The sequence below is a fragment of the Erwinia sp. TECH1 genome (assembly GCF_054057575.1).
On record NZ_JBSRZK010000001.1, the window covers coordinates 768,765 to 792,364 of the forward strand.

The 23,600-nt window shown below is 52.5% G+C and carries 33 protein-coding genes and 1 pseudogene; 29 read left to right on the forward strand and 5 right to left on the reverse strand.

All coding sequences use genetic code 11. The features are described 5' to 3' along the window. Nucleotide 1: 1 nt before the first annotated feature. Together ACVWZ0_RS03460 and ACVWZ0_RS03465 are read right to left on the reverse strand one after the other, a co-directional pair. Nucleotides 2–553 carry a PH domain-containing protein gene (locus tag ACVWZ0_RS03460; RefSeq protein ID WP_253455678.1) on the reverse strand — a complete coding sequence of 184 codons (552 nt, stop codon included), beginning with the start codon at nt 551–553 and terminating at the stop codon, nt 2–4. Nucleotides 554–567: 14 nt separating this feature from the next. After that, nucleotides 568–1,152 (reverse strand): phage repressor protein CI, encoded by a 585-nt coding sequence (locus ACVWZ0_RS03465; protein ID WP_253455674.1) that lies wholly within the window; start codon nt 1,150–1,152, stop codon nt 568–570. Nucleotides 1,153–1,272: 120 nt separating this feature from the next. On the opposite strand from ACVWZ0_RS03465, the gene ACVWZ0_RS03470 reads away from it, so the two are divergent. From ACVWZ0_RS03470 to ACVWZ0_RS03520, 11 genes are all read left to right on the forward strand, one after another. After that, nucleotides 1,273–1,494 (forward strand): regulator, encoded by a 222-nt coding sequence (locus ACVWZ0_RS03470; RefSeq protein WP_253455671.1) that lies wholly within the window; start codon nt 1,273–1,275, stop codon nt 1,492–1,494. A gap of 31 nt (nt 1,495–1,525) precedes the next feature. Then, nucleotides 1,526–2,035 carry a phage regulatory CII family protein gene (locus ACVWZ0_RS03475; RefSeq protein ID WP_253455668.1) on the forward strand — a complete coding sequence of 170 codons (510 nt, stop codon included), beginning with the start codon at nt 1,526–1,528 and terminating at the stop codon, nt 2,033–2,035. Between the two features lie 2 nt (nt 2,036–2,037). Then, nucleotides 2,038–2,229 carry a phage filamentation protein Fil family protein gene (locus ACVWZ0_RS03480; RefSeq protein ID WP_253455665.1) on the forward strand — a complete coding sequence of 64 codons (192 nt, stop codon included), beginning with the start codon at nt 2,038–2,040 and terminating at the stop codon, nt 2,227–2,229. Further along, entirely contained in the window at nt 2,193–2,534 is a 342-nt protein-coding gene (locus ACVWZ0_RS03485; RefSeq protein ID WP_253455662.1) for a DUF5347 domain-containing protein, read from the forward strand. Before ACVWZ0_RS03480 ends, ACVWZ0_RS03485 begins: the two co-directional genes overlap by 37 nt. A gap of 68 nt (nt 2,535–2,602) precedes the next feature. Next, nucleotides 2,603–2,830 carry a DUF2732 family protein gene (locus tag ACVWZ0_RS03490; protein WP_253455660.1) on the forward strand — a complete coding sequence of 76 codons (228 nt, stop codon included), beginning with the start codon at nt 2,603–2,605 and terminating at the stop codon, nt 2,828–2,830. Further along, nucleotides 2,830–3,057 (forward strand): TraR/DksA family transcriptional regulator, encoded by a 228-nt coding sequence (locus tag ACVWZ0_RS03495; RefSeq protein WP_253455657.1) that lies wholly within the window; start codon nt 2,830–2,832, stop codon nt 3,055–3,057. Before ACVWZ0_RS03490 ends, ACVWZ0_RS03495 begins: the two co-directional genes overlap by 1 nt. Beyond that, nucleotides 3,054–5,300, forward strand: coding sequence for a replication endonuclease (locus ACVWZ0_RS03500; RefSeq protein ID WP_253455654.1), 2,247 nt, complete (start codon nt 3,054–3,056; stop codon nt 5,298–5,300). The genes ACVWZ0_RS03495 and ACVWZ0_RS03500 overlap by 4 nt, the downstream gene beginning before the upstream one ends. A 116-nt stretch (nt 5,301–5,416) precedes the next feature. Then, nucleotides 5,417–5,608 (forward strand): hypothetical protein, encoded by a 192-nt coding sequence (locus tag ACVWZ0_RS03505; RefSeq protein ID WP_253455651.1) that lies wholly within the window; start codon nt 5,417–5,419, stop codon nt 5,606–5,608. A gap of 221 nt (nt 5,609–5,829) precedes the next feature. Continuing rightward, a complete protein-coding gene (locus ACVWZ0_RS03510; protein WP_253455648.1) occupies nt 5,830–7,158 on the forward strand; it encodes a hypothetical protein in 1,329 nt (442 codons plus the stop codon). Nucleotides 7,159–7,161: 3 nt separating this feature from the next. Then, nucleotides 7,162–7,698 carry a hypothetical protein gene (locus ACVWZ0_RS03515; RefSeq protein WP_253455646.1) on the forward strand — a complete coding sequence of 179 codons (537 nt, stop codon included), beginning with the start codon at nt 7,162–7,164 and terminating at the stop codon, nt 7,696–7,698. Then, nucleotides 7,686–9,626, forward strand: a complete 1,941-nt coding sequence (locus ACVWZ0_RS03520; RefSeq protein WP_253455643.1) for an AAA family ATPase — start codon at nt 7,686–7,688, stop codon at nt 9,624–9,626. The genes ACVWZ0_RS03515 and ACVWZ0_RS03520 overlap by 13 nt, the downstream gene beginning before the upstream one ends. A gap of 27 nt (nt 9,627–9,653) precedes the next feature. On the opposite strand, the gene ACVWZ0_RS03525 is transcribed toward ACVWZ0_RS03520, so the two are convergent. Then, on the reverse strand, nt 9,654–10,673 hold the full coding sequence (locus tag ACVWZ0_RS03525; RefSeq protein ID WP_253455640.1) for a phage portal protein: 1,020 nt from the start codon (nt 10,671–10,673) through the stop codon (nt 9,654–9,656). Then, entirely contained in the window at nt 10,673–12,430 is a 1,758-nt protein-coding gene (locus ACVWZ0_RS03530) for a terminase ATPase subunit family protein (protein WP_253455637.1), read from the reverse strand. Before ACVWZ0_RS03530 ends, ACVWZ0_RS03525 begins: the two co-directional genes overlap by 1 nt. A gap of 139 nt (nt 12,431–12,569) precedes the next feature. Between ACVWZ0_RS03530 and ACVWZ0_RS03535 the strand changes: the two genes are divergently transcribed. The 18 genes and pseudogenes from ACVWZ0_RS03535 to ACVWZ0_RS03620 all read left to right on the forward strand — a co-directional run bounded on the left by ACVWZ0_RS03535 (nt 12,570) and on the right by ACVWZ0_RS03620 (nt 23,100). Further along, on the forward strand, nt 12,570–13,415 hold the full coding sequence (locus ACVWZ0_RS03535) for a GPO family capsid scaffolding protein (protein WP_253455634.1): 846 nt from the start codon (nt 12,570–12,572) through the stop codon (nt 13,413–13,415). Between the two features lie 46 nt (nt 13,416–13,461). After that, a complete protein-coding gene (locus tag ACVWZ0_RS03540; protein WP_253455631.1) occupies nt 13,462–14,523 on the forward strand; it encodes a phage major capsid protein, P2 family in 1,062 nt (353 codons plus the stop codon). Between the two features lie 3 nt (nt 14,524–14,526). Next, nucleotides 14,527–15,195: a phage terminase small subunit gene (locus ACVWZ0_RS03545; protein ID WP_253455628.1), complete on the forward strand. Its 669-nt coding sequence runs from the start codon at nt 14,527–14,529 to the stop codon at nt 15,193–15,195. Between the two features lie 89 nt (nt 15,196–15,284). After that, a complete protein-coding gene (locus ACVWZ0_RS03550) occupies nt 15,285–15,749 on the forward strand; it encodes a head completion/stabilization protein (protein WP_253455625.1) in 465 nt (154 codons plus the stop codon). Then, entirely contained in the window at nt 15,746–15,949 is a 204-nt protein-coding gene (locus ACVWZ0_RS03555; protein ID WP_253455621.1) for a tail protein X, read from the forward strand. Before ACVWZ0_RS03550 ends, ACVWZ0_RS03555 begins: the two co-directional genes overlap by 4 nt. A 5-nt stretch (nt 15,950–15,954) precedes the next feature. After that, on the forward strand, nt 15,955–16,167 hold the full coding sequence (locus ACVWZ0_RS03560) for an HP1 family phage holin (RefSeq protein WP_253455617.1): 213 nt from the start codon (nt 15,955–15,957) through the stop codon (nt 16,165–16,167). Next, on the forward strand, nt 16,154–16,660 hold the full coding sequence (locus tag ACVWZ0_RS03565; protein WP_253455613.1) for a lysozyme: 507 nt from the start codon (nt 16,154–16,156) through the stop codon (nt 16,658–16,660). Before ACVWZ0_RS03560 ends, ACVWZ0_RS03565 begins: the two co-directional genes overlap by 14 nt. Beyond that, nucleotides 16,657–17,007: pseudogene (locus ACVWZ0_RS03570) on the forward strand (Rz-like lysis system protein LysB); the annotation flags it as partial. The gene ACVWZ0_RS03565 and the pseudogene ACVWZ0_RS03570, both read left to right, overlap by 4 nt. Next, nucleotides 16,928–17,248, forward strand: coding sequence for an Rz1-like lysis system protein LysC (gene lysC / locus ACVWZ0_RS03575; protein WP_253455609.1), 321 nt, complete (start codon nt 16,928–16,930; stop codon nt 17,246–17,248). The pseudogene ACVWZ0_RS03570 and the gene lysC, both read left to right, overlap by 80 nt. Beyond that, complete coding sequence (locus ACVWZ0_RS03580; RefSeq protein WP_253455606.1) at nt 17,181–17,648, forward strand: phage tail protein; 468 nt, start codon at nt 17,181–17,183, stop codon at nt 17,646–17,648. The genes lysC and ACVWZ0_RS03580 overlap by 68 nt, the downstream gene beginning before the upstream one ends. After that, nucleotides 17,645–18,088 carry a phage virion morphogenesis protein gene (locus tag ACVWZ0_RS03585; RefSeq protein WP_253455603.1) on the forward strand — a complete coding sequence of 148 codons (444 nt, stop codon included), beginning with the start codon at nt 17,645–17,647 and terminating at the stop codon, nt 18,086–18,088. Before ACVWZ0_RS03580 ends, ACVWZ0_RS03585 begins: the two co-directional genes overlap by 4 nt. A 25-nt stretch (nt 18,089–18,113) precedes the next feature. After that, complete coding sequence (locus tag ACVWZ0_RS03590) at nt 18,114–18,917, forward strand: hypothetical protein (protein WP_253455601.1); 804 nt, start codon at nt 18,114–18,116, stop codon at nt 18,915–18,917. A 74-nt stretch (nt 18,918–18,991) separates the two neighbouring features. Further along, entirely contained in the window at nt 18,992–19,585 is a 594-nt protein-coding gene (locus tag ACVWZ0_RS03595; RefSeq protein WP_253455599.1) for a phage baseplate assembly protein V, read from the forward strand. Then, nucleotides 19,582–19,929, forward strand: a complete 348-nt coding sequence (locus ACVWZ0_RS03600) for a GPW/gp25 family protein (protein WP_253455597.1) — start codon at nt 19,582–19,584, stop codon at nt 19,927–19,929. Before ACVWZ0_RS03595 ends, ACVWZ0_RS03600 begins: the two co-directional genes overlap by 4 nt. A 1-nt stretch (nt 19,930) precedes the next feature. Further along, nucleotides 19,931–20,839, forward strand: a complete 909-nt coding sequence (locus ACVWZ0_RS03605) for a baseplate J/gp47 family protein (RefSeq protein ID WP_253455595.1) — start codon at nt 19,931–19,933, stop codon at nt 20,837–20,839. Further along, nucleotides 20,832–21,440: a phage tail protein I gene (locus tag ACVWZ0_RS03610; RefSeq protein ID WP_253455594.1), complete on the forward strand. Its 609-nt coding sequence runs from the start codon at nt 20,832–20,834 to the stop codon at nt 21,438–21,440. The genes ACVWZ0_RS03605 and ACVWZ0_RS03610 overlap by 8 nt, the downstream gene beginning before the upstream one ends. Beyond that, complete coding sequence (locus ACVWZ0_RS03615; protein WP_253455592.1) at nt 21,437–22,513, forward strand: phage tail protein; 1,077 nt, start codon at nt 21,437–21,439, stop codon at nt 22,511–22,513. The genes ACVWZ0_RS03610 and ACVWZ0_RS03615 overlap by 4 nt, the downstream gene beginning before the upstream one ends. Continuing rightward, nucleotides 22,513–23,100, forward strand: a complete 588-nt coding sequence (locus ACVWZ0_RS03620; protein ID WP_253455591.1) for a tail fiber assembly protein — start codon at nt 22,513–22,515, stop codon at nt 23,098–23,100. The genes ACVWZ0_RS03615 and ACVWZ0_RS03620 overlap by 1 nt, the downstream gene beginning before the upstream one ends. 55 nt (nt 23,101–23,155) lie before the next feature. Here ACVWZ0_RS03620 and ACVWZ0_RS03625 read toward each other — a convergent pair whose 3' ends face one another. Next, on the reverse strand, nt 23,156–23,596 hold the full coding sequence (locus ACVWZ0_RS03625) for a WapI family immunity protein (RefSeq protein WP_253455589.1): 441 nt from the start codon (nt 23,594–23,596) through the stop codon (nt 23,156–23,158). Nucleotides 23,597–23,600 lie beyond the last annotated feature (4 nt).

Below are 23,600 nucleotides of genomic sequence, written 5' to 3' on the forward strand. Positions count from 1 at the left end.
ATTAGCTGTTTAAAATCCTTTGTTTCTGCTGCTGAAATTCCTCATCACTCAAGATACCTTTCTCTTTCAGCGTAGCAAGCCGTTCGAGTTGGGATACGATATCTGTAGGCGCGCCGCTTTCTGGTGCTCGCGGCTTTTCGTCCATCGCATTGCGCGTAACTTTGATAAGGTTAGTGAAAGGGACTACCGTACCTTTTTGCACGTTTTTAATGGTGTAATTTTGCCCGCTTGTGCTGATAAAAATCTCACCGAGAAGTACACCAGTTTTGCCCCCGACACTGACAACGTTTCTGAGGTTCACATCAACCTGCTTCACGCCGAATAGCATCCCTTTATCCAGGAATATGATGCGCTGATTGGTCAGGGTTATTAGCCAGGTATTACCATCCATCATTCCGCTGGCAATGGCTAAAGGCTGCTCCGATGCATTCAGGATTTTCGGTAAGTGGAAAAATTCTTTTTTTGTCCCGAAAGGAATATCGCCTACAACCTGTGCAAGCCTTTTAAATTCTTCTTTTAATTGTGCTTCAGTTGCTTTTGTGTAGTCTATCATAATCAATCCTTTAGCTAATTTATCGTTAAAGCAACGCGGCCGATTATATTGATTTCATCAAGCGAGCAGTCGAAAGATGCTCCTGCGCCAACACCGGATACGCGCACTTTTTTAACAGGAATACGTGTAAGTACTCTTACGCTGGTTTTGCCTTCAATCTCAATCAACCAACTGTTATCGTAAATTTCACCAAAATCTTTATCGATAATGTACTGCGTTGAGCCTTCTACCACGCAGACAGGATCTTTTGGTAAGGCCTTTCCTGGCAAGAATGCGTTTTTATCAATCATAAAACTGCCGTCATCGAAAAGCTGCCCATCAACAATTTTATGACGCGGTAAATTTAAAACATCCAGCTCTCCGTCGCTGTGCTTAAGCCCCTGACCCGTAACCAGCCATTCCAGCGTCGCACCTGTTTCCGCCATACATCTCACCACAACATCAGCAGGGAAAAAGTCACGCTTATAACGATTGGCGAGACTACTACTTGCGATCCCAAGGTGGTCAGCCAAAGCAAGTTTTGTACTAAAACCGTACGCTTCGATAACCCGATCCAGTACCGCAGCTCCGCCCTGAGTGAAGTTAATTTGTAGGTTCACGAAAGTTTGACCTTGCAAGTTTTCACGAAGTGAGTTTAAACTTCGCTTTGTAGGTTTAAAGAAGTATTAACGCTTATTGCCCGATATTGACCTATCGGATTAACCAACGGAGTTTGCCTCATGCGTCCCAACATTACAATTGTGATACCCGAACCTTATCTGCCGCTGGATGAGTACTGCCGCAGGACAGGCACCAACAAAGAGACAGCTAAGAACCTGATTGAATACGGAAAACTTCCTATCAAGGCTAAAGGAAAACAGAAAAAGGCTTTAGTCGAAGTGAACATGGCGGCGCTGACTATTCAGGCGCTAAGTGAATGCAACGTCTCACTTCAGGCGTGAAAAGATCGTATCAGCTAGGATGAAGCGAATCATGTTTGATTATCAGGTTTCCATACAACCGCACTTTGATAACGCCTGTCAGGCTTTTGCCAGCCGCCATAACATTCGTGAGCTGGCCGACAGGTTGGGGATGAATCACCAGACATTGCGTAACAAGCTGAATCCGGAGCAGGTGCATCAGCTTACAGCGATGGAGATAGCAGCGATTACCGATATTACCGAGGACGCAACGCTAATCGACGGTCTGCTGGCACAAATGAAATGCATGCCAGCGGTGCCGGTCAATGAAGCAAAAGCCGAACGTATGACGCATTACGTTTTGCAGGCGACGTCGGAAATAGGGAAGGTGGCCGCTGCTGCCGTGTCAGGCCAGAAAATGACGCCTTCCTGTAAAAGCGCTTTTATGGAAAACATCAACGCTGGCATCCGCTGCCTGTCTTTGATTGGGTTAAGCGTTCACGCCCGCGTGCATTCAAATCCCGCCCTGGCTAACACCGTTGATGCAATTAGCGGCCTCGGTGCCTCCATCGGACTGAGTTAATTATGACGATTTCAATGGCTGCGTTATTAAAGCGCCGAAGCCCGCTGCCCGCATACGGTCATGGCTGGATTATGACTAAAGAAGGCCAGCGCTGGCATCCGACATTAAGCAAGCAGCAATCCGCCGGAAATATGGCAGTAAGTAAAAGAGGTAAATCATGGCTATCGAAGCTGAAGCAGCACTGGCTGAAATAAAAACGGGCGCGAGAGTGGCCGGACTGAATCACGTTGCCGAGCTGCGATCTAAATTTTGGGGCAACGATTGCGGAAAAGATATCACCCGCTTTTTTGATGAAATGCGCGATACCACTGACCGGAACTATCAGGAAAACAAGCGGGCATTAAGCGCTATTTTCTATCTGGCGAATATTCGGACTGAGCGGCATGAGCTTGATTTCAGTGAGCTGACCACTGATGAAAGAAGCGCGCTTATCCGTGCGATGAACCATTTTCGTGCAGTTGTGAGCTTATTTCCAAAGAGAATGACTCTGCCTAATTAATCATCCTTTTTAAATAAATGACGTCAACCCGTCGGGCATCCCTTTGCCCGCATTCAGGAAAAAGAGAAATGAGAAATATCGAAACCCGTAATTTTGACAGCGAAACAGAGGCGCTGACCGCGCTGCTGAATAAGGCCCGCATTGAAGAGCGTAAAGACCGTGCGAGGGCCGTTTCCGATCGCCTGGTTGAGCTGGCCGTACATATTCATCAGCAGGAACTGAACGGTGCCGAAGCCGCCGAACTTATCCGCCGTGAGGCCGAGCGTTACACCAGTGAATCGCAGGAGCTGCACTGATGGCCGACTCAATGGATCTGGTGCAGCTTCGCACTGAAGAAATGCTGGCGCGTAATATCGCCCAGGTAATTTATCGCCCGGTAACTGTCAGTGCCTCTTTTTGCGAAGACTGCGATGCGCCTATCCCTGAAGCGCGCCGCCGTGCCGTTCAGGGCGTTACCCGCTGCGTGGCCTGTCAGGAAATGGACGAGCTGCAAAGCAGACACCGTCAGAGCAGCGCGCAATGATTCAAGAATACGCTTACCCGTGGAATGCTCCACGGGAAGCAATTGCCAGCCCTTATCGCACCTATGAAGAGGAGCACAGCCGCAGTCGAATGATTGCGGCTTTGTCGCATGCGCAGGATTTACTGGAGAAGCAGCCGACGCTCGTACAGCTCGACGTCAAGCGCCGCACCGGTGAGCTGGAAAAAACTCACGGCACAGCCCGTGCCAATGCGTACTTAACGAAAACGTTCGTCGAGCGCACATTGCCACGCGTTGAAAGCGTTAGCTCGCAGTATCGCCTCGGTGAAATGAGCGCCGGCACCTTTATGCTGCTTACCGGCAACGCCTCTGATAAAACTGGGGCGGCCAGTGCAGCCGGTACGCTGTGGGAGTTGATGAACCGTTTTAATCGCCTGCCGGATCTGGCCCGTGCCGACGTGGATCTGCTGGCCGGTGATATCGCCAGCTTTATCCTGGCGGAAATGGTGCAGGCGCACGGCCAGTCTGAGGATGAATCGGATTACAAATATACCCATCGCGTTTATATGACGGCAGCGGCCATCACCCGTGAGCTGAATCAGACCCCGCCGCTGTGGGAAAAGGTTACCTCTCGCATTTTCTGCCCGGAAGACGTGACGCCCGCGATCATGCGTATGCAGACCGAAAAATGGTGGAAAGGACGACTGCGCCGCGTGGCTTCGTCATGGCGTGAACACCTGCAGATCGCGCTCGCAAACGTCAGTAAAAGACATACCCCTTACGCCAGCACCATGACTGTAAACGAGTGGCGCGAGCAAAAGCGTCGCACGCGTGAATTCCTCAAGGGTATGGAGCTGGAAGACGAGGAAGGCAACCGCATCAGCCTGATTGAAAAATACGATGGCAGCGTGGCGAACCCGGCGATTCGTCGCTGCGAGCTGATGACCCGCATCCGTGGCTTTGAAAATATCTGCAACGATATGGGCTTTGTCGGCGATTTCTATACTCTGACCGCGCCCGCCCGCTATCACGCCACAATCAAGACCGGCTATCGCAACCGCAAATGGAGTGGTGCCAGTCCGGCGGAAACGCAGCGCTATCTTTGCAACGTCTGGCAGAAAGTCCGCGCCAAACTGCACAGGGAAGAGATCCGCATTTTCGGCATTCGCGTGGCCGAGCCGCATCACGACGGTACGCCACACTGGCATATGCTGATGTTCATGCGCCCGGAAGACGTGCAGCGCGTGCGGCAGGTGATCCGCGATTACGCGTATCAGCAGGACAGCTACGAACTGACTACGGACAAAGCCAGAAAGGCCCGCTTTCATGCTGAGGCTATCGATCCGGAGAAAGGCAGCGCGACCGGCTATGTGGCTAAGTACATCTCCAAAAACATCGATGGCTACGCGCTCGATGGCGAGCTGGACGACGAAAGCGGCAAAGAGCTGAAGGAAACCGCGCCCGCCGTGTCTGCCTGGGCGGCTCGCTGGCACATCCGTCAGTTCCAGTTTGTCGGTGGTGCGCCGGTAACGGTTTATCGTGAGCTGCGCCGCATGGCCGACAGTGAAACGGCGCAGGGCTTAAGCGTTGAGTTTGCCGCCGCGCACGATGCTGCAGACGCGGGCGACTGGGCGGAATATGTCAACGCCCAGGGCGGCCCGTTCGTGAAGCGTGACGAGCTGGCCGTGCGCACCTGGTATCAGGCAAGCGAAGACTGCAACGAATACGGCGAGGAAACCGTGCGTATTAAAGGTGTTTACGCGACTTCAGTTGGCGAAGACACGCCGATTTTAACCCGCCTTGCACAGTGGAAGATTGTGCCAAAGCGCGCCGTTGACCTGGCCGTTGATTTTCAGGACGCGTCCGCGTCCTCTCGGAGTTCTGTCAATAACTGTACGGGAGGTTTGAGATCCGAAGATTCGAAACTGACGGAAAGTATTGGTGATCGTGAGCTTTCAACATTGACCCGCAAGGAACGGCGGAGGCTATTAGCCAGGGTAAGGGCTGATATACCGGAAAAGAGGCATACCCGGCTACGCCGCTCTGACAAAACAGAGGCTGCGTGCGACAACGTGATCGGCCAGATACGCGATATCACTCGCGAAACCATCAGCCGGGCGGTCGCCGTGCGTCTTATTAGCGGTAGACAGACCAAGATTGACGGGCAGTGGTTCCGCAGCTCTGCCGGTGGTGAGCTTTTCAGGCCGAAAAAGCGTATTGATGCTGAAAGCCTGTTAAGCAGATTCAACCGCTTGGCGGATAAAAATGCCAAATCACATCTATAGAACAAAAAGCTATTTTAATCAGCGACATAAAAATGTTGCTTTGGCATAAGATTTTTCTCACGTAACGATTTAAGGTTATGATACTGTATAAAAACACAGTGAATAGGGGAGGGAATGTGGATAACGAGTTACAAGAGCGTGTAACGCTTGAACGTGTAGAACTGATAGCCAGGCTGACAACAGAAGGTATGTGTAAAGAGCGGGACAGGGAGATTGCGCTCAATCTGATCGCCGAGATAGCAGCCAATAACACGCTTTCAGATGGAAATTTTTCGGTCGCATTTTCGACCGTGCCTTGTCAAAAATAGTTTCGGGTGACTGTCAGCAAACGGGTAAGCAGCCATGCATGCATCAGGTGCATGGTTTTGCATGCTTTGATCTCTTCTAAGGATCCCTTTGAAGGCCAGAGCTGGCGCGGATCCGGCTGGGTCATGCAACTGCATTAAAAGCGATGTACAAAGCGGGCAGGCGTGGCGGGGATAGCATTGCGCGCAGCTATGCTAGATTCATTCAAAGCGAGTTGAACTAAATGAAAACTGTGATACGATGCGAAATCATTACTTTATTTAATGTTTTATTACATTTTATGACTTCACAGACAATTAACCGAGAAGCAGCTAAGACCTCTGGTAGCGGATTACTTTTTCAGAGAGTTAGGGCTGTCCAAAGACTACTGAACTTAATAAAAGAAAGAGGAAGGAAAGCCTGCTACTGTGCTACTGAATTCATTGAAGATTCCAGCACATTGGTTACTGATGATGAATCGTCAAGGATTGCAGTCGAAGAAAATAAAAAATACTCTAGCGCATTAAGCTTTAATTCAGAAGCCATCAAAAACACGCTCGTTGCCTTTGCTGACCAATACATTAATCATTTCAACGATTCCAAAACTATTGATTTCTCAGTTTTTTGCCATGCAGAAACAGCTGATGAGCAAATAGAAAATTCCATATTGCAAAATATTTCAGATGCTATTCCATTAAGCAAAAATAAAACCACTAAATTTCAGTTATTAAAAAAATTAGTTAATGGTATAGATTTTGATGATTATGAAATTTCAATTGCTAAATACTTATTTATAGATGAGTATAAAAAACAATATTCTATTTATTCAGGAAGTGATAAAACCAAAGTCATTTCATATGGTGGGCATTATAAAGTAGTTTCACAATGGACGGACGAGGATTTTTACTTATTTTTAGTGAGCATTAGTTTCATTATTAAACCTTCGGATAGCGATTCTTTTGATAATGAAGTTATGGAATGTATAAAAGATTGTCAGTTTTATGATCATCGTCATTATGGTTTAGAGGGCATAATTCTTTCTTCGCTAGAGAGCTTATTTGATAGAAGACAGCAAGATGAAAACAAGTTTGGACGGTTTGTAAGCCGTGAAATGGTAGAGGTTGTATTTCTTAAAGTTGCTTCAAATCAAAATGATTTGAAACCAATTGACCCGGCGTGGGAAATATTCGGTGATCTTGATGTTAGCGATCAAAGAAATTTAAGTGATAAGTTCAAAGACGTTTGCCAAAATATAAAATCAAAAAGGCTGCAAGTTTTAAGCGTTACCGCAACAAAAGCAAGAAGAAACGAAAGCTTATTTGGACAGGAATATACATCACTGAGATGCAATCTTTATCTATGGTGCAGTGAATATATAGAAGCTAGTCTTCAATTAGAAGATTATTTAATTGATGATTTGATGGGGCATTTAGATAGCATGGTTGATATATGCTATAATAATATGCAACAATTAAAGAAAACTTTCAGAATGAGTATTGATGATAAAATAACCATTAAAGGTATGATCTTGACACTCATCGATGATTGTTATTTAGCATTTGATGAAGAATAAATTATGAACGAACAGAAAAATGATGAAAAACTGAAAAGAATAAGCTTCATCTCTGGTGAGGACTTCTACTACCTGACATATCTAGCTTTGATATGTTTAAAGGAATTTTCAAGCAAAAAGCTAATATTTAAAGATCATAGAAAAATGACATATTTAATGCAGGTCATATCCAGTCCTGTTGCTGTGAATTTACTTATTGAAAACTTTAATAGGCATACATTGAAACCTTTTGATAAAGAGTTTTTATTTGATGTTTATGTAAAGGCATCTCTTCATCAAAGAGAAGTATATAAAATTGTTCGTAACCTTGAAAGAAAAGGTTTCGTTTCGCTATTAGATACGGATAAAGTAAACTGTTATAATATAGAAATAAAAGACAAAGAAAAATTAAATCTATTTTTCGACACAAAGGTGTTTGATAAAGAAATTCAAAGCGCCGCTATTTTTAAGACGCATTTCAAAAACATTAATGCTTTAGGGCTTGATGGGTTAATAAATAAGCTTTTCACTGAATATGGATTGAAAGTATGGGCCAATTAAAAATTCTAAAGATGCACTATGAAGGAAAGCGTTATTATTTTAGCTCTCCAGAATTAGAGAAGCATAAAATAAATATAATTGAAGCTCCTAATGGATGTGGGAAATCTACATTCCTTGACCTCATCTATTATGCCCTTGGTGGTAAAGTACCACACTTCACAATTAACGAAGAATCTATTCATAATGAAATAGTCAATGATAAATCTAATTTTGTTGAGCTTGAGGTGTTGTTAAACGCTAAGAAATACAAGTTAATCAGGAAAATAAGCGAGAATTTAATTACAATTATCGCTGACGAACCGTTTGAAAGTAATACTGACGAACTGGTCGATTTTCTCTGCCTTGCCATCAACAGGAATAAATCTGACGATTATATTTTTTCAGATTGGATTCTTGAAAGGTTAAATATACCAAGCATAGAGATATTTCATTCAGGTAAGAATTATAAGATTGGCTTTAATAATTTGCTGCGGCTTGTTTATCATAATCAAGGTACTGATGTTAATGGGATTTATAAACCAGCTGATGCCCAGAATTTTGTTAGTGATTCTGTCTTTTTAAGAAAAGCTATTTTTGAAGTAATGATGGGTAAGACTTTATCAAAATTATACAAAGCTCATGGTGATTTAAAGCGAAAACAATCTGAATACGAGAAAACCAGCGCAGTTCTATCTGAATATAAAAATATCATTACTGATATGTATAGGCAACTCGGAATTACAGAGGTGATTAACGATTATCATCTATCCAAAGAAATTGAAGAATTAGAATTGCGAAATGAAAAGTTAATATCATTTCGTTCGCAAAAACTTTCATCAAAAATAGCTAGCAGCACAGGCCTTATATATACTCAAAGGCTTAAAGAAAAGTTCAGCGCTGCCGAATTAGAGCTTCTTGAGATAGAGAAGAAAATAGAATTAAAGCTTAAAGATATTGATTCGATAAACCGCGTTACAAATCAAACTCGAGAAGATGCTTTTAGACTGCAGAAAATAATTCATACGCATAAACAGTTAGAGATGTTTACGCCTGATACTTGTCCTTATTGCTTAAAAAACGTTGATCGACCGAGTGATAAATGTGTATGCGGACACGATATTGACGAAAGTGATTATAGAAGATATTTTTATGATCCTGGTGAATATTACACGCTTCTTAAAAGCAAAGTTAAATCATTGGAAACGATGAAGATAGCTTTGGATGCTGCTAACGTCGAATATAACCAACTTAATGATAGTTATAATGCTTTGAAAAAACAGAGTGTGGAAAATAAAGGATTGTTATCGAAAGCTTTAAATGAAATTGAGTATATAACTGATTTTGACGAGCTTGATGACATTGAGGATGCCCTACTGAAAAATAAAGAAAAAATCAACAACTTTAAACAGGCCCTTATCCTTGAAGAGAATCTTCAGGCTTATCAAAGTTCAAAAGATTCCGCAAAAAATAGTATGGATCTTGCTAGAAATGAAGTTGATAGGTTAGAAGCACATTCAGAAAAAGAACTAATGGAAAAAGTTAGTGAGTTTAATAAATATTACAACCTTTTTATGAAGGCATCATTACCTGAATGCCGGGTTGCTGAAATAAGTAGCGATGATTATATGCCTCGGATTAATGACGGTAGTTATAAAGAGGCAAGCGCTGCCGTACATAAAAGATTCCTTTATTATCTCACGCTTTTGCAACTATCTTTACTTGACGATATTCCTTTCCCTCGTATTCTGTTAGTTGATACGCCGGAAAATATAGGTATAGATAACGAAAATCTTAAGAGGATGCTTGATTGTTTAAATATGCTTGAAAACCCCAATGATTTGGATTATCAGGTTATATTATCCACTGGCAAGGGAAAGTACCCTCCCTCATTGGCTGGTAACGTAATTTTAAAAATGGATGAAGATAGTAAACTATTGTTGGCAAAATGAAAACAAGCCTGCCATGCAGGCTTTAATTTAGTCTAAAGTATAATTTGAGAATTTAATAACTTCATCTTTTAGCCAATAATTCAATTCCTTCATCCGCTCCTGCAACGGCGTCAGTTCATTACGAACAAATACCTGAGACGCCTTCACCGCATCCCCGAACCCGCCGGAGTTATCCGGGATAATCCCCATCATCTGCGGCGGCACGCGGTGCGCGCTTAACAGGTCGTCGCGGCTGGCCTTCTTGATATTAAAGAAATCATCTTTCGTTGCCACCTCGCTGAGCGGCAGGATTTTAATGCCGTCCGGCTTGCCGTTGGGTGCGTACATAAACAGGTTGCGGAAGTTGCCCAGGCCTTTTGTGTCGCGCATAGCCTGACGCATCCGATCTACGTCGCTGGAACTCTGCGCCGCGTCGGTCATATACAGGATGTAGCCCGCGTGCGCGCCGTTCTGGTAATACTTGCGGCGAAACAGCGTGGCCGCCTCGTTGAGCCAGGCGGAGTTAAGGGCGCTGAGGTATTCAGGCAGGCCGTAAAGCTCCTGGTTAATGTCTGGCTCAATCAGGTGAAACACGCTGCCGGCTGCAAACTGGTGCGGCTCTTTCCAGTCGTTCACAAACCAGTATTCGCCGTCCTTCACGCCCTTGCGCGTAAACTTCGCCGGGGTGGTTTCCAGCCTGAACGGCTCGCCGAGGCTGTTGCGTCGTAGTTCGGCAAAGGCATTCCCGAACACCAGATAATCCAGCGCAAATTTGCTGAACTCCTGCTGACTCATCATCGGATGCGGGATGAACGTTGAGGCCAGAATGTTGCGCTTAACGTAGATGGGCGAGCTGTGATGCACCGCCGAGCGCAGGCTTTTTGCCAGCCCGTGAAAGCTTACCGGCGGCTCGTACCAACGCCCGTTTCCGATGCATTCCGCGTAATCCAGAATATCCCGCTTATCCATCACCGGCGTTGGCTCGCCGAAGGTAAACGCCTCGACCTGCTGTGGGGCGGCCTGCGCCGCTGGTGCTGCCTTAAATGCCTTACGGCTGCGTTTGTTCATCAGTAAAATTCCAGAATTGAAGGGTTAGCGCCGCCGCTGGCGGCGGTCAGCGGTTCGTTTAACAGCGCGTGCATGATTGCCCAAGCGACGTCCGCGTGGCTGGCGTCCTCGCTGCGGCTCGCCTCGTAGGTTGAGCGGTTGCCGCTGGCGGTCATGGTTTTACGGATAGCCATAAAGGACTGCGTGATATCGGTGCTTCCGGCGTCGTACTCCAGGCGACCGCTGCCGATGGTGTCTTTGGCCTTCAGCACCATCCCGGTTTTGACTTCCGGCGAGTAACGGATCTCGCGGGCCGCCGGGTAGAACTGGCGGACAAGCTGAAAAACGCCCTGGCCGATGCCGGTGGCGTCCACGCCGATATACTCCACAGTGTATTTTTTGGTTAAGTCCTCAATGGATTTCGCCTGCGCGGCAAAGTCCATCCCGCGCCACTGGTGATGCTCCAGCACGCGGAACTTGCCGCCCGCAACCAGCGGCGGCGCAATCACGGCGCAGCCCGCGCTGTCGCCGGTGTGCGACGGGTCGTAGCCAATCCACACCGGGCGGTAATCAAACGGGCGCAGCGCGTAGGGGTTAAAGTCCGTCCATTCTTCCAGACTGTCGATCATGCAGGTCTGCAGCTCGGCAAACGGGAACACGCTGGCCTCGTCGTCGACAAACTCACACATCAGCAGGTTCTGATATTCCGACGGGCTGTATTCAAGCGAGAGCTGGTCCAGGTCGAACAGGTTACAGCCGCCGGTCAGCGCGTCCTCAACGGTGACAATCTGCCGCCACTGCCCGTCGCCACACAGCGAACCTTTCGCGAGATGCGAGTGCGACAAATCCAGCTCGATGCGGTCGTCTTTGCTGCGCCTGCCTTTGTTAAACAGCTCGCCCGACCAGAACGGATAGGCGCTGTGCGACAGACTCGACGGCGTGGAAAAGTACGTGGTGCGCCACTTCTTGTGCAGCGACATGCCGCTGGCGACCTTGCGCAGCTCCTGAAACTTCGGGATCCAGAAATATTCATCCAGATAGAGGTTGCCGGTGTAGCTCTGCGCGGTGCGCACGTTGGTGCCCAGAAAAATCAGGCGCGCACCGTTCGGCAGCACAATCGGGTCGCCCTTCAGGTCAACGTCAACCTGCCGGGCAAAGTCGATAATGTAGTTTTTGAAAACGTGCGCCTGCGCCTTGCTGGCGGATAAAAATATCTGGTTGCGCCCGGTGGTCAGCGCATCAATCAGCGCCTCGCGGGCAAAGTAAAACGTCGCGCCAATCTGGCGAGATTTGAGAATATTGCGGATGCGGTGCGCCAGCCCGGCCTTATGCCAGTTGAGCTGGTATTCAAAGCAGTTATCCATAAACAGGCCGGTTAGTTTGTCGGTCTGCTCGTCGCTGAAAACGTTTTTAATCACCGGCTGACGCTCGCCCTTGTTGCGGTTACGCACGTTGGGATTTAAGTCAGCCTCGTTGCCCGAACTGCGGTAGCGCTCGACGCGGGCCAGCCGTTCTATCTGGCGACCCAGCGCGTCTATCTCCTTGTAATCCCCGTTGCCTTTCACCTCTTTCATGATGAGCTGAATTAACCGCGCCTCCATACTGGCCTCGACGCGACCGATGGGCGCGATATCTTCCCACGCGTCGCGCAGCTTCCAGCTCTGCACGGTCGGTGTTTTCTGGCCGAGCGTCTCCGCAATCTGGCGCACGGAATATCCCTGCCAGTAAAGCAGCGCAGCCTGACGGCGTGGATCGCTGATGGTGGTTTGTATGTTCATGCCGACAAGGCTACCGGGACGCAAAAAGGCGCGCCCGCTGTGCCTGTTTGCTGGTCGCTGAGCGGGCTGGCTTTCGTTGAGCGGATGGCCCGTGGCGGTGAAACTGGCCCCGACCTGAACCAACAACCGGAGCCTGTTAATGGCAATTAAAGCAAAGCGTTTTCGTATCGCAGTGGAAGGCGCAACCACCGACGGACGCGAGATTTCCCGCGAATGGATTTCACAGATGGCGGCGAACTATGACCCGGCGATGTACGGCGCGCGCATCAACATGGAGCACATTAAGGGCTACACCCCTGACAGCCCGTTCCGCCGCTATGGCGACGTTACCGCCCTGAGCGCAGAAGAAATCACCGAAGGCCCGCTGAAAGGCAAGCTGGCGCTGTACGGCGGAATCAGCCCGACGCCGGAGCTGGTTGAGCTGACCAAAGCCCGCCAGAAAATTTACACCTCCATTGAGGTGAATCCGAAGTTTGCCGACACCGGCGAGGCGTACCTGATTGGCCTGGCCGTGACTGACGACCCGGCAAGTCTCGGCACCGAAATCCTGAGCTTCAGCGCCAGCGCCGCCGCGAACCCGCTGACGTCCCGTAAGCAGCACAAGGACAACCTGTTTACCGCCGCTGAAGAAACGCTGATTGAATTTACCGAAGAGGCTGACCCGGCACCGTCGCTGCTTGAGCGTATTACCGCGATGTTCTCCGCGAAGAAGAAAAGCGCCGATTTGCAGTTTGCCGACGTGAGCGCGGCGGTAACCGCCGTTGCCGAGCAGGTGCAGCAGAACGGCGAGGCACAGGCGCAAAACCTGTCGGCGCTGGAAGTCGCGTTAACCGAACGGCTCGACGCGCTGGAGATGCAGGCCGGGGAAGACCGCACCGCGTTTACCGCGCTGCAGGCACAGCTTGCCAAAACAGACGGCGGCTTTGCCCGTCGCCCGGCCTCGACCGGTGGCGATGTTAAATCCGGCGTACAGACCGACTGCTGATTACCGGCCGCTGATAAACACTTTTAACTGAATACAGGAGCGCAAAATGCGCCAGAACACCCGCTTTAAATTTAACGCCTTTATGTCCCGCCTGGCCGAGCTGAACGGCGTCGAAACCGGCGACATGAACAAGAAATTCACCGTTGAGCCAGCGGTGACGCAGACGCTGATGAACCGCGTGCAGGAGTCGTCAGACTTTTTAACGCGCATTAACATCGTGCCGGTGTCCGAAATGAAGGGCGAGAAAATCGGGATCGGCGTGTCCGGCTCGATTGCCAGCACCACCGACACGGCGGGCGGCGACGAGCGCGAAACAGCCGACTTTTCCGCGCTGGACAACACCGGCTACGAGTGCGTGCAGGTTAACTACGACTTTCATATCCGCTACAACACGCTCGACCTGTGGGCGCGCTATGAGGATTTTCAGGCCCGCCTGCGTGACGCCATCATCAAGCGCCAGAGCCTCGACCGCATCATGATCGGCTTTAACGGCGTGTCGCGCGCCAAAACCTCCAACCGCGCTAAATACCCGATGCTGCAGGACGTGGCCGTGGGCTGGCTGCAGAAGTACCGCAACGACGCGCCGGAGCGCGTGATGAACAAAACCACGGCGGAAGACGGCACCGTGACCGACGGCGTGCTGATCGGTAAAGGCCGCACCTACGCCAACCTTGACGCCGTGGTGATGGATGCAACCAATACCCTGATCGAGCCGTGGTATCAGGAAGACCCGGAGCTGGTTGTTGTCTGCGGTCGTCAGTTGCTGGCCGACAAGTATTTCCCGCTGGTTAACCAGGCGCAGGCCAACACCGAGGCGCTGGCGGGCGATCTGATTGTGAGCCAGAAACGTATCGGCAACCTGCCCGCCGTGCGCGTGCCGTACTTCCCGGCGGACGCGATGCTGATCACGCGCCTGGACAACCTGTCGATTTATTTTCAGGAAGGCACGCACCGTCGCCTGATTGACGAGGTGGCGAAGCGCGACCGCATCGAAAACTACGAGTCCATCAACGAGGACTACGTGGTGGAAGATTACGCGGCGGGCTGCCTGATTGAAAAAATCACCCTGTCCGACGCGCCTGCAGCAGCGGCAACGCCGGAGGCATAACGCATGTTAAGCCCTGCCCGACGTCACCTTATGCGCCAGCAGGCGGAAGCGGCCTCGCAGCGGGCCAGCAACCCGCTGCGCCACGCCAACGGCTACGAGCTGATGCTGCTGAAGCTCAACGACGACAAGCGCCGCCTGAAGAAAGTGCGCTCGAAAGAGCGAAAGGCAGAACTCAAGCGCGACATGCTGCCAGAGTATTTGCCCTGGGTGGCGGGCGTGCTGGCGAAAGGCACCGGCGCGCAAGACGCCGTACTGATGACCGTCATGATCTGGCGGCTGGACGCGGGCGACGTGCCGGGCGCGCTGGAAATTGCGCGCTACGCGCTTCAGCACGGGTTAGTGCCGCCGTCGGGCTTTAAGCGCGACGCGACCGCCTACCTGCTGGCCGAAGAGGTGGCCGAAGCGGCGACCCGCGGCTGGACGCTGAAAGCGCCGGTTGATACCGGGCCGCTGCTGGCGACGCTTGAGCTGACGAAATCCGAGGACATGCCCGATCAGGTGCGCGCCAAGCTGCACAAAATCACCGGGTACGTTTTACGCGATGCGGGCAGGGCTTTGGATGCAATGGAACACCTTACACGGGCGCTGCAGCTGCACGACGGCTGCGGCGTCAAAAAAGACATTGAGCGGCTGGCGACTGAGCTAAAGAAACAGGCCATCGCCCGCCGCTGACCGAACGCGCCCCGCGCCGGGCGGCAGGACGGTAATGCGCTTTCAGCGTCTGCGCCGTTCTCCACCGCCCACCTATTTTAAGGCCGACTATGAACACGATTGTGATACCCGCCCCGCGACCGGCAGACGATGCCGAGCCGCCGGTAAAGAACACCTTTTTCTGGCCTGACGTGAACCTGCAGCACCTGCGCAACACGCTGCGCTATGAGGGCACCGTGACCGCGCAGCGCCTGCGCCTTGCGGTAAAAACGGCGGTTTCAGAAGTGAACGCCGAGCTGTACGACTGGCGCGCCGAACAAATGGCGGCGGGCTTTAACCGGCTTTCCGACGTTCCGGCGGAAACGTTCGACGGCGAGAGCGAAAAGGCCGCGCACTACTTCGCCGCCGTCAGCGCCCTGACCGGGGCCGCCATCGTGGAGCGCTATCGCGGCTATGACGCCAGCGGCAAAAAAGGCGCGGAAGTAGAAGCGAGCGCGGACGAGTACTGGCGCGACGCGCGTTTCAGTATCAGCCGCATCGCCGGACGTTCCGGCTGCATCGTGAGCCTTCTGTGATTATTTACGCGCAGCAGGGCGACACCGTAGACCAGATTTGCTGGCGGTACTACGGGCGCACGGCGCAGGCCGTTGAGCTGGTCTATGCCGCCAATCCGGGCCTTGCCGAAAGCGGGCCGGTGCTGATGCACGGCTGCGAGGTCACGCTGCCCGACCTGCCCGAATCGTCAGCGGATGAAACCGTCAACCTGTGGGACTGAAGAAAATGGAGAAAATCAATTCGCTGGTTAACTACCTGATCGGCCTGGTGCTGATGTGGTTTGGTCGCCACACGCCGCAGGATATCGCCTTTATGGTCGGTTCCGGCGTGGCCGTGGTGACGCTGCTGATTAACGTGGCGACGTTTTTTATCAACTGGCACTACCGCCGCAAAACGTATGAGCTGCAGCGGCAGGGGGGGAAACATGAAGGTCGCTAAACACTGCGCCGTCATTGCCGTGCTGGCAATCGCTGCGCTACTGCCGCAGTTCAAAACGCTGAAAATATCTGAAGGCGGATTGCAGCTGATTGCCGATGCCGAAGGTTGCCGCACCTCGCCTTATCAGTGTAGCGCCGGAGTCTGGACGAACGGCATCGGCCACACCGCAGGCGTGACGCCGCAAAGCCACGCTAGCGAAAGGCAGGCCGCCGTTAATCTGGTATACGACGTGATGCGCGTGGAGCGCCAGCTTGCCGTCTGCGTGCCGGTTGAGATGCCCGCCCCGGTATACGATGCGCTGGTGAGCTTTTCGTTTAACGTCGGCACCGGCGCGGCCTGTGGGTCAACGCTCGCCGGTTATCTGAAGCGCCAGCAGTGGCTGCAGGCGTGCGGCCAGCTCGACCGCTGGGTCTACGTGAACGGCGTCAGAAATGCCGGGCTGGAAAATCGCCGCCAGCGGGAAAAAACCTGGTGCTTAAAGGGGGCGGCATGATCCGTTTGTTAGCGGCTCTGCTGGCCGTGGCGTTCGTTGCGCTGGGCCTGACCGGCTGGCGGCTGAATGCGGCAAACGGCCACCTTACCGACGCGCAGCGCATTATCGGCACGCTGTCCGCCGGGATCGAAAGCCGCGACAAGGCGATCACCCGCCTGAACGACGAGGCAAAAGCGGGCCAGAAACGCGAGGCCGCGCTGCGCCTGCTGCAGGGCCGCGCCGGGACGGCTGCCCTTAACCGTGAAATGACCATACAGAGAGAAACCGATGCCAATCCGACATTACGTAGCTGGTCTGCTGCTGCTCTGCCTGCTGACGTTATCCGGCTGCAGTCGCGGCCCGCATTCAGCAGCGCCCGCGATTATCTGGACTGGTTGTCCACGCGTGGCAAGCTGCCCGCTGCCGGGCAACAGCCTGCAGACCCAGGGCGATTTAGCGGCGGATAACCGCCAGTTAGAGGCTGCGCTTGCGTCGTGCGGGCTGCAGGTTGAAATTATTAAAGAATGCCAGGAGCAGCACGATGTTGAAACCGAAACAGTTACGCCGGGCGCTGACCGACAGCGTGCCGCTGCTGCAAAGAAACCCTGACGGGCTGAATATTTTTATCGACGGCGGGCGCATCGCCTCCACGCTCGCCAGCTCGCTGTCGTTTGAATACCAGTATCAGCTTAATCTGGTGATAACTGATTACGGCGACGATATCGATCTGGTTATGGTGCCGCTGCTGGTCTGGCTGCGCGAGAACCAGCCCGACATTATGGCAACCGAAGAGAAGCGCCGCACCGGCTTCACCTTTAAGGTTGACGTGTTGAGCGACACGCTCTGCGATATCAGCATTGACCTGCAACTGACCGAACGTGTGATCGTGAAGCAGGAAGACGGCGCGCTGCACGTCACCCACGCGGGCGAAAACCCGTTACCGGATAATGCCATCCGTCCAACGCAGCTTTATGCAGGCGGCGAGCTGGTCAGCGGGTTGCAGCTATGAACGGGCTGGAAGCGTTCGACGCCAGGCTAAACGCGCTGATCGGCAATCTGTCACCGGCGGCACGTAAGGAAATGGCCCGCACCATCGCAAAGCGCCTGCGTACCGGTCAGCAGCAGAATATCAAACGGCAGCAGGCACCCGACGGCACACCGTTTAAGCCGCGCAAAACACCGGCGCGCAAAAAGAAAGGCCGGATAAAGCGTGAGATGTTCGCAAAGCTGCGCACGGCCAAATACATGAAGGCAAAAGGCACCGCCGACGATGCCGTGGTGGAGTTTACCGGAAACGTGCAGCGCATGGCCCGCGTGCATCACTACGGGCTGCGCGACCGGCCAGCCCGTGGGGGTAAAGAGGTACAGTATGAGGCCAGGCCACTAATGGGAATGTCTCAAAAGGATTTGCAGTTGATAGAAGGAACGGTGATAAAATATTTATCTTAGATTTTTATCGCTGTATGAGGCATCCATGAAGGATTTTAAAAAAAATATCCAAACATCGTTAATGTTCTATTTTGGATTTTTCTGTGTTGTACTTGGAGTCATTAAATTAATGTTTGGCGAAGTTGCTGGAGGGGGAGGGGTCGTTGGAACAGGATTGGTACTAATCTTGCTAAGCCACTTTGACGTTGAGATGATTAAGCTACCATTTCTTGAGGCGAAATTACGCAAAACTTTAAATGAAGCAGAAGAAATACTTGCAAGGTTAAAAGGTATTTCATTACCCGTAAGCGAGATAGCTTTAACAACCGCATCGCAGACAGGCTTGTACTCTAGGAAGATTCCGAGAAAGATGCTTTATGACTATGTTATAGATATTAGTACAGAGCTTAAGGGTATGGGCGTTCCGGAAGAAAAGATTGAGGGGGTTAAGCAATCATGGTATTCAGTAACTGCTGCTGAAATATCAAGGCCTATAGCTTCAATAATAGCTAATGAATTCAAGTCAGTCTTTACAGAGCTAGATGGTAAGTATAATGACATGAGAAGATGCAGTGATAATTATACACATGATGAATTGGATGAGATTCATTTTCTTCATGGCGAAATTCAGAGCGATCTTCATTATTTTAATAAAGAGTTGGATCTTTTCAGAAAAGACTATGAGGCTCTCCCCGAATTTTTCAATAGAAAAATAAAAGATTCCCAAGCCCTTAAAGAGGGTGATAAAGAAAAAATCTTTAAAAGTATTCATGAGGATATGCTTGATCTGAATTTTTTTATAATTAACAAAGAAATAAGGCGTCCTGAACTATGGTTTAGCCGTATCTAATATTGAATGTCCTGTGGTAACTGACTAAACCTCTAAAGTTTGAGAGTGTCGTTGGATGAAGGCACTCTTAATTCATGAACTCACAAACCCCCGAAATCCTGCGCCTCTTGCGCAACCTGATCCGCATCGGCACCGTGTCCGCCGTCAACCTTGACGACGGGCTGTGCCGCGTGGATACCGGCAACAATACAACCAGCTGGCTGCACTGGCTGGCCGCCCGTGCCGGTCGCACCCGTTCATGGAATGCGCCGTCGGTCGGCGAGCAGGTGCTTGTTTTGTGCCTGGGCGGCGAGCTGGATACCGGCTTTGTGCTGCCGGGCGTGTTCTCTGACGATAACCCGGCACCGTCGGCCTCGGCTGACGCGCTGCACTGGTCGTTTCCCGATGGCGCGGTGATTGAGTACGAGCCGGAAAACGGCGCACTGAAGGCCACCGGCATCCAGACCGCAACCATTCAGGCCGCCGTCAAAATCATGCTGGACTCGCCCGAGGTGGAATGCTCGGCGCTGCTGAAAACCGCCACGCTGGAAGTGACCCAGGGCGGCACGATGAAAGGCGACGTGAAGCACAGCGGCGGCAGCTTCAGCTCTAACGGCGTGGTCATTGACGCACACAAACACGGCGGCGTGAAGTCCGGCGGCGACACGTCCGGAGGGCCGCAGTCATGACCGTGAAATATTCCGGCATGAGCCGCGACACCGGCGAGGTGCTGACCGACCTTGACCACATTCGCCAGTCCGTGCGCGACATTTTGTTAACGCCGGTTGGTTCCCGCGTGATGCGCCGCAGCTACGGATCGCTTTTATCCGCGCTGATTGACCAGCCACAAAACGAGGCGTTACGCCTGCAGATTATGTCGGCCTGTTACATGGCGATTTTGCAGTGGGAACCACGGATAAAGCTGACCGGCATCTCTTATGAATCCGCGTTCGACGGTGGCATGGTGGTGGAAATCACCGGCAGCCGCACCGACACCGCGCAGGATTTTTCCCTAACCATACCCGTGAGCTGATATGGCAACTATCGACCTGAGCCAGCTACCCGCGCCCGACGTGGTGGAAGCGCTGGACTATGAAACGTTACTCAATGAGCGCAAAGCCACGCTGGTATCGCTGTACCCGGCGGAGCAGCAGGACACCATCGCCCGCACGCTGGCGCTGGAATCCGAGCCGGTGGTGAAGCTGCTGCAGGAAAACGCGTACCGCGAGGTTATCCTGCGCCAGCGCGTCAACGAGGCGGCAAAGGCCGTGATGGTGGCCTATGCCCTGGCGGATGATTTAGACCAGCTCGGCGCAAACAACGGCGTTACCCGCCTGACGCTGACGGCTGCCGACGACACCACAACCCCGCCGACCGCCGCTGTGATGGAAAGCGACGATGATTATCGCGTGCGGATTGCCGCCGCCTTTGAAGGGCTGAGCGTGGCCGGGCCGTCCGGCGCGTATGAGTATCACGCCAAAAGCGCCGACGGCCGCGTGGCGGATGCGTCTGCGATAAGCCCGTCGCCCGCCTGCGTGACCGTCACCGTGCTGTCGCGCGAGGGCAACGGCAAGGCCGCTGCCGACCTGCTGGCCGTGGTGGATAAGGCGCTGAACGACGAGGACGTGCGCCCGGTGGCCGACAGGGTAACGGTGCAGTCGGCGGCGATTGTGGATTACGCCGTTGAGGCGGTGCTCTACCTCTATCCGGGGCCGGAAGCCGAACCCATACGCGCCGCCGCCGAGGCAAAGCTTGCCGCCTTTGTCAGCGCGCAAGCGCGGCTTGGCCGGGATATCCGCAAATCGGCTTTATACGCCGCGCTTCACGTTGAAGGCGTGCAACGCGTGGAGCTGGCGCAGCCCGTAGCCGACGTGGTGCTGGATAAAACGCAGGCCGCCTACTGCACCGGCTACGGCATTACGGTCGGGGGTTCGGATGAGTGATCGCCTGCTGCCGTCCGGCTCGTCGGCACTGGAGGTGGCCGCCGCCGAAGCCTGCGCCACGATTGAAAGCATTCCGGCACCGCTGCGCCAGCTGTGGAACCCGCAAACATGCCCGGTAGAGCTGCTGCCTTACCTTGCTTGGGCGTGGTCGGTTGACCGCTGGGACACTGCCTGGAGCGAGTCCACAAAGCGCGCCGTGGTGTCGGCCTCGCAGTACGTGCACAAGCACAAAGGTACGCTCGGCTCGATCCGGCGCGTGGTGGAGCCGCTCGGATATCTTATCCGCATCGTTGAATGGTGGAAGACCGGCGGCGAGCCGGGCACGTTTCGCCTCGACGTCGGCGTGCTGGATACCGGTATTACCGAGGAAATGTATAACGAGCTGGAGCGCCTGATTGCCGACGCGAAGCCGTGCAGCCGCCACCTTATCGGGCTGTCGATTAACCTTGACGCCAGCGGCGCGCTGCCGGTTGCCGCCGCCTGCTACAGCGGCGACGAGCTGACCGTTTACCCCTATACCCCTGAACTTATCAGCGTCGGCGGGCCGGGTTATTCCGGCGCGGCGGTGCATCTTATTGACCTGACGGAAGTGAGCGCATGACGACTAAATATTTTGCCCTGCTGACCAGCCAGGGCGCGGCAAAGCTTGCCAATGCCGCCGCGCTGGGAACAAAAGTACAGATCACCGAAATGGCCGTGGGCGACGGTGGCGGCACGCTGCCAACCCCTGATGCGGCGCAGACAAAGCTTGTCGGCGAAAAGCGCCGGGCCTCGCTGAACGCGCTGACGGTTGACGCGGCCAACAGCAGCCAGATTATTGCCGAGCAGATTATCCCCGAAAGCGAGGGCGGTTTCTGGATCCGGGAAATCGGGCTGTTTGACGCCGACGGCGTGCTGATTGCGGTTGCCAACTGCGCGGAGACCTACAAGCCGCAGCTCGCCGAGGGCAGCGGCCGCACGCAGACCGTGCGCATGATTCTAATCGTCAACAGCACAAGCGCGGTCACGCTGAAAATCGACCCGTCCGTGGTGCTGGCAACGCGGCAGTACGTGGATAACGCGGCGATCGAGGTAAAGGCATACGCCGACAAGGCGCTGTCTGCACACGTTGCCGCCGCCAATCCGCACAATCAGTATCTGCAGACCGCAAACGCGCTGGCGGAAATTAAGGACGCGGGACTGGTTGCGAAAGCGCTGGCCGCGCTGGGACTTGGCGACGGTTCGGCGGTGCCGGTTGGCGTGCCGCTGCCTTACCCGGCAGCAACCGCGCCGGACGGCTGGCTGAAGTGCAATGGCGCATCGTTCAGCGCCACGACCTATCCGCTGCTGGCGAAGGTCTATCCGTCGCTGAAGCTGCCGGACTTACGCGGCGAGTTTATTCGCGGCTGGGACGACGGGCGCGGCGTAGACGCCGGGCGCGCCTTATTGTCTGCGCAGGGTGATGCAATGAGGAACCTGACAGGTTCGGTTATGGGTTCGAATTACATGGCTTATCGCGGCGTTTCATCAGGCGTTTTCTATGATGTTAACCTGCCCCCCGATACTGCACTGGCGGCCAGTGGCACGGGCTATGCCGGTAAGACTTCAAACATGGACGCATCAAGACAGGTGCCGACGGCAAATGAATTTCGTCCGCGCAACATCGCATTTAACTACATCGTGAGGGCCGCATAATGGCAAAGATTACACTGGATAAAAACGGCCTGGCGAAAGTGTCCGGCACGCTGACGGTTTACAACTTTGACAGCCTGATCGGCGAGTTTACCGGCGCGACGGATGAATATTTACCGCAGGGTGTGGGCGTCCCAGCCTGCGCCTGCGGTAGCGCGCCGCCGTCTGCAGAAACCGGCTTTGTGGCTGTTTACCGGGACGGCGGCTGGCAGACAGTGGCCGATCATCGTGGCGAAACCGTCTGGTCAACTGCAGACGGTGCGGCGACAGCAATCACTGTGCCGGGCGATTACCCGGCAGGCACCACCACGCAGGCACCGGCAACCGCGTTTGATAAGTGGGATGGTGAAAAATGGGTAACGGATACGAATGCACAGCAGGCGGCAGCGGTACAGGCAGCAGAGGCTGAAAAGGCAGCGCGCATCAGCGAGGCCAACACCACGACGCAGGCATGGCAGACGCAGCTCAGGCTTGACATTATCACCGATGCGGATAAGGCATCGCTTACCACATGGATGAAGTATGTGCAGGCCGTACAGGCCGTTGATACCGCCGCGCCGGATATTGTCTGGCCGGAAAAGCCAGCCTGATTACGATCCCCGCCCGGCGGGGATGTTCTGATAAACATACCTGATGCCGGGATGTTTAATTCTGCCACGCAATCATTTCATCCAACCGTTTTAGTATCTCAGGGAAATAGCTCTCGTTGATACTGAACTCCCCTTTAACCTGAACGCTGTCAGCATGTGCCTCTGGTCGAAGAATATACTCAATAATTACACCATCAGTATCATTCAATTTCCTGAGTACCATATCTAATTGATGGCGTTCGCTACGAAATTCGAAAGTATTTATATTACTTTGCGCGATTAATGCTTCGTAATGTGTAGCGAAACTATCGCGTAATATTTTTAGTTCTCCGACAGTGAACTCAGTCTGAAATTGCGATTTTAAACCATCTACTGAGAACTCAATCCAACATTGGATCCAGTCCCATAAATGTTCAATTGGATCTGCCTCCTTGTCAGCTACGCGTTCAAAGGGAGAAACTGTGAAAGTGAAATTATCTTTTCTGAAGTCAAACATATAA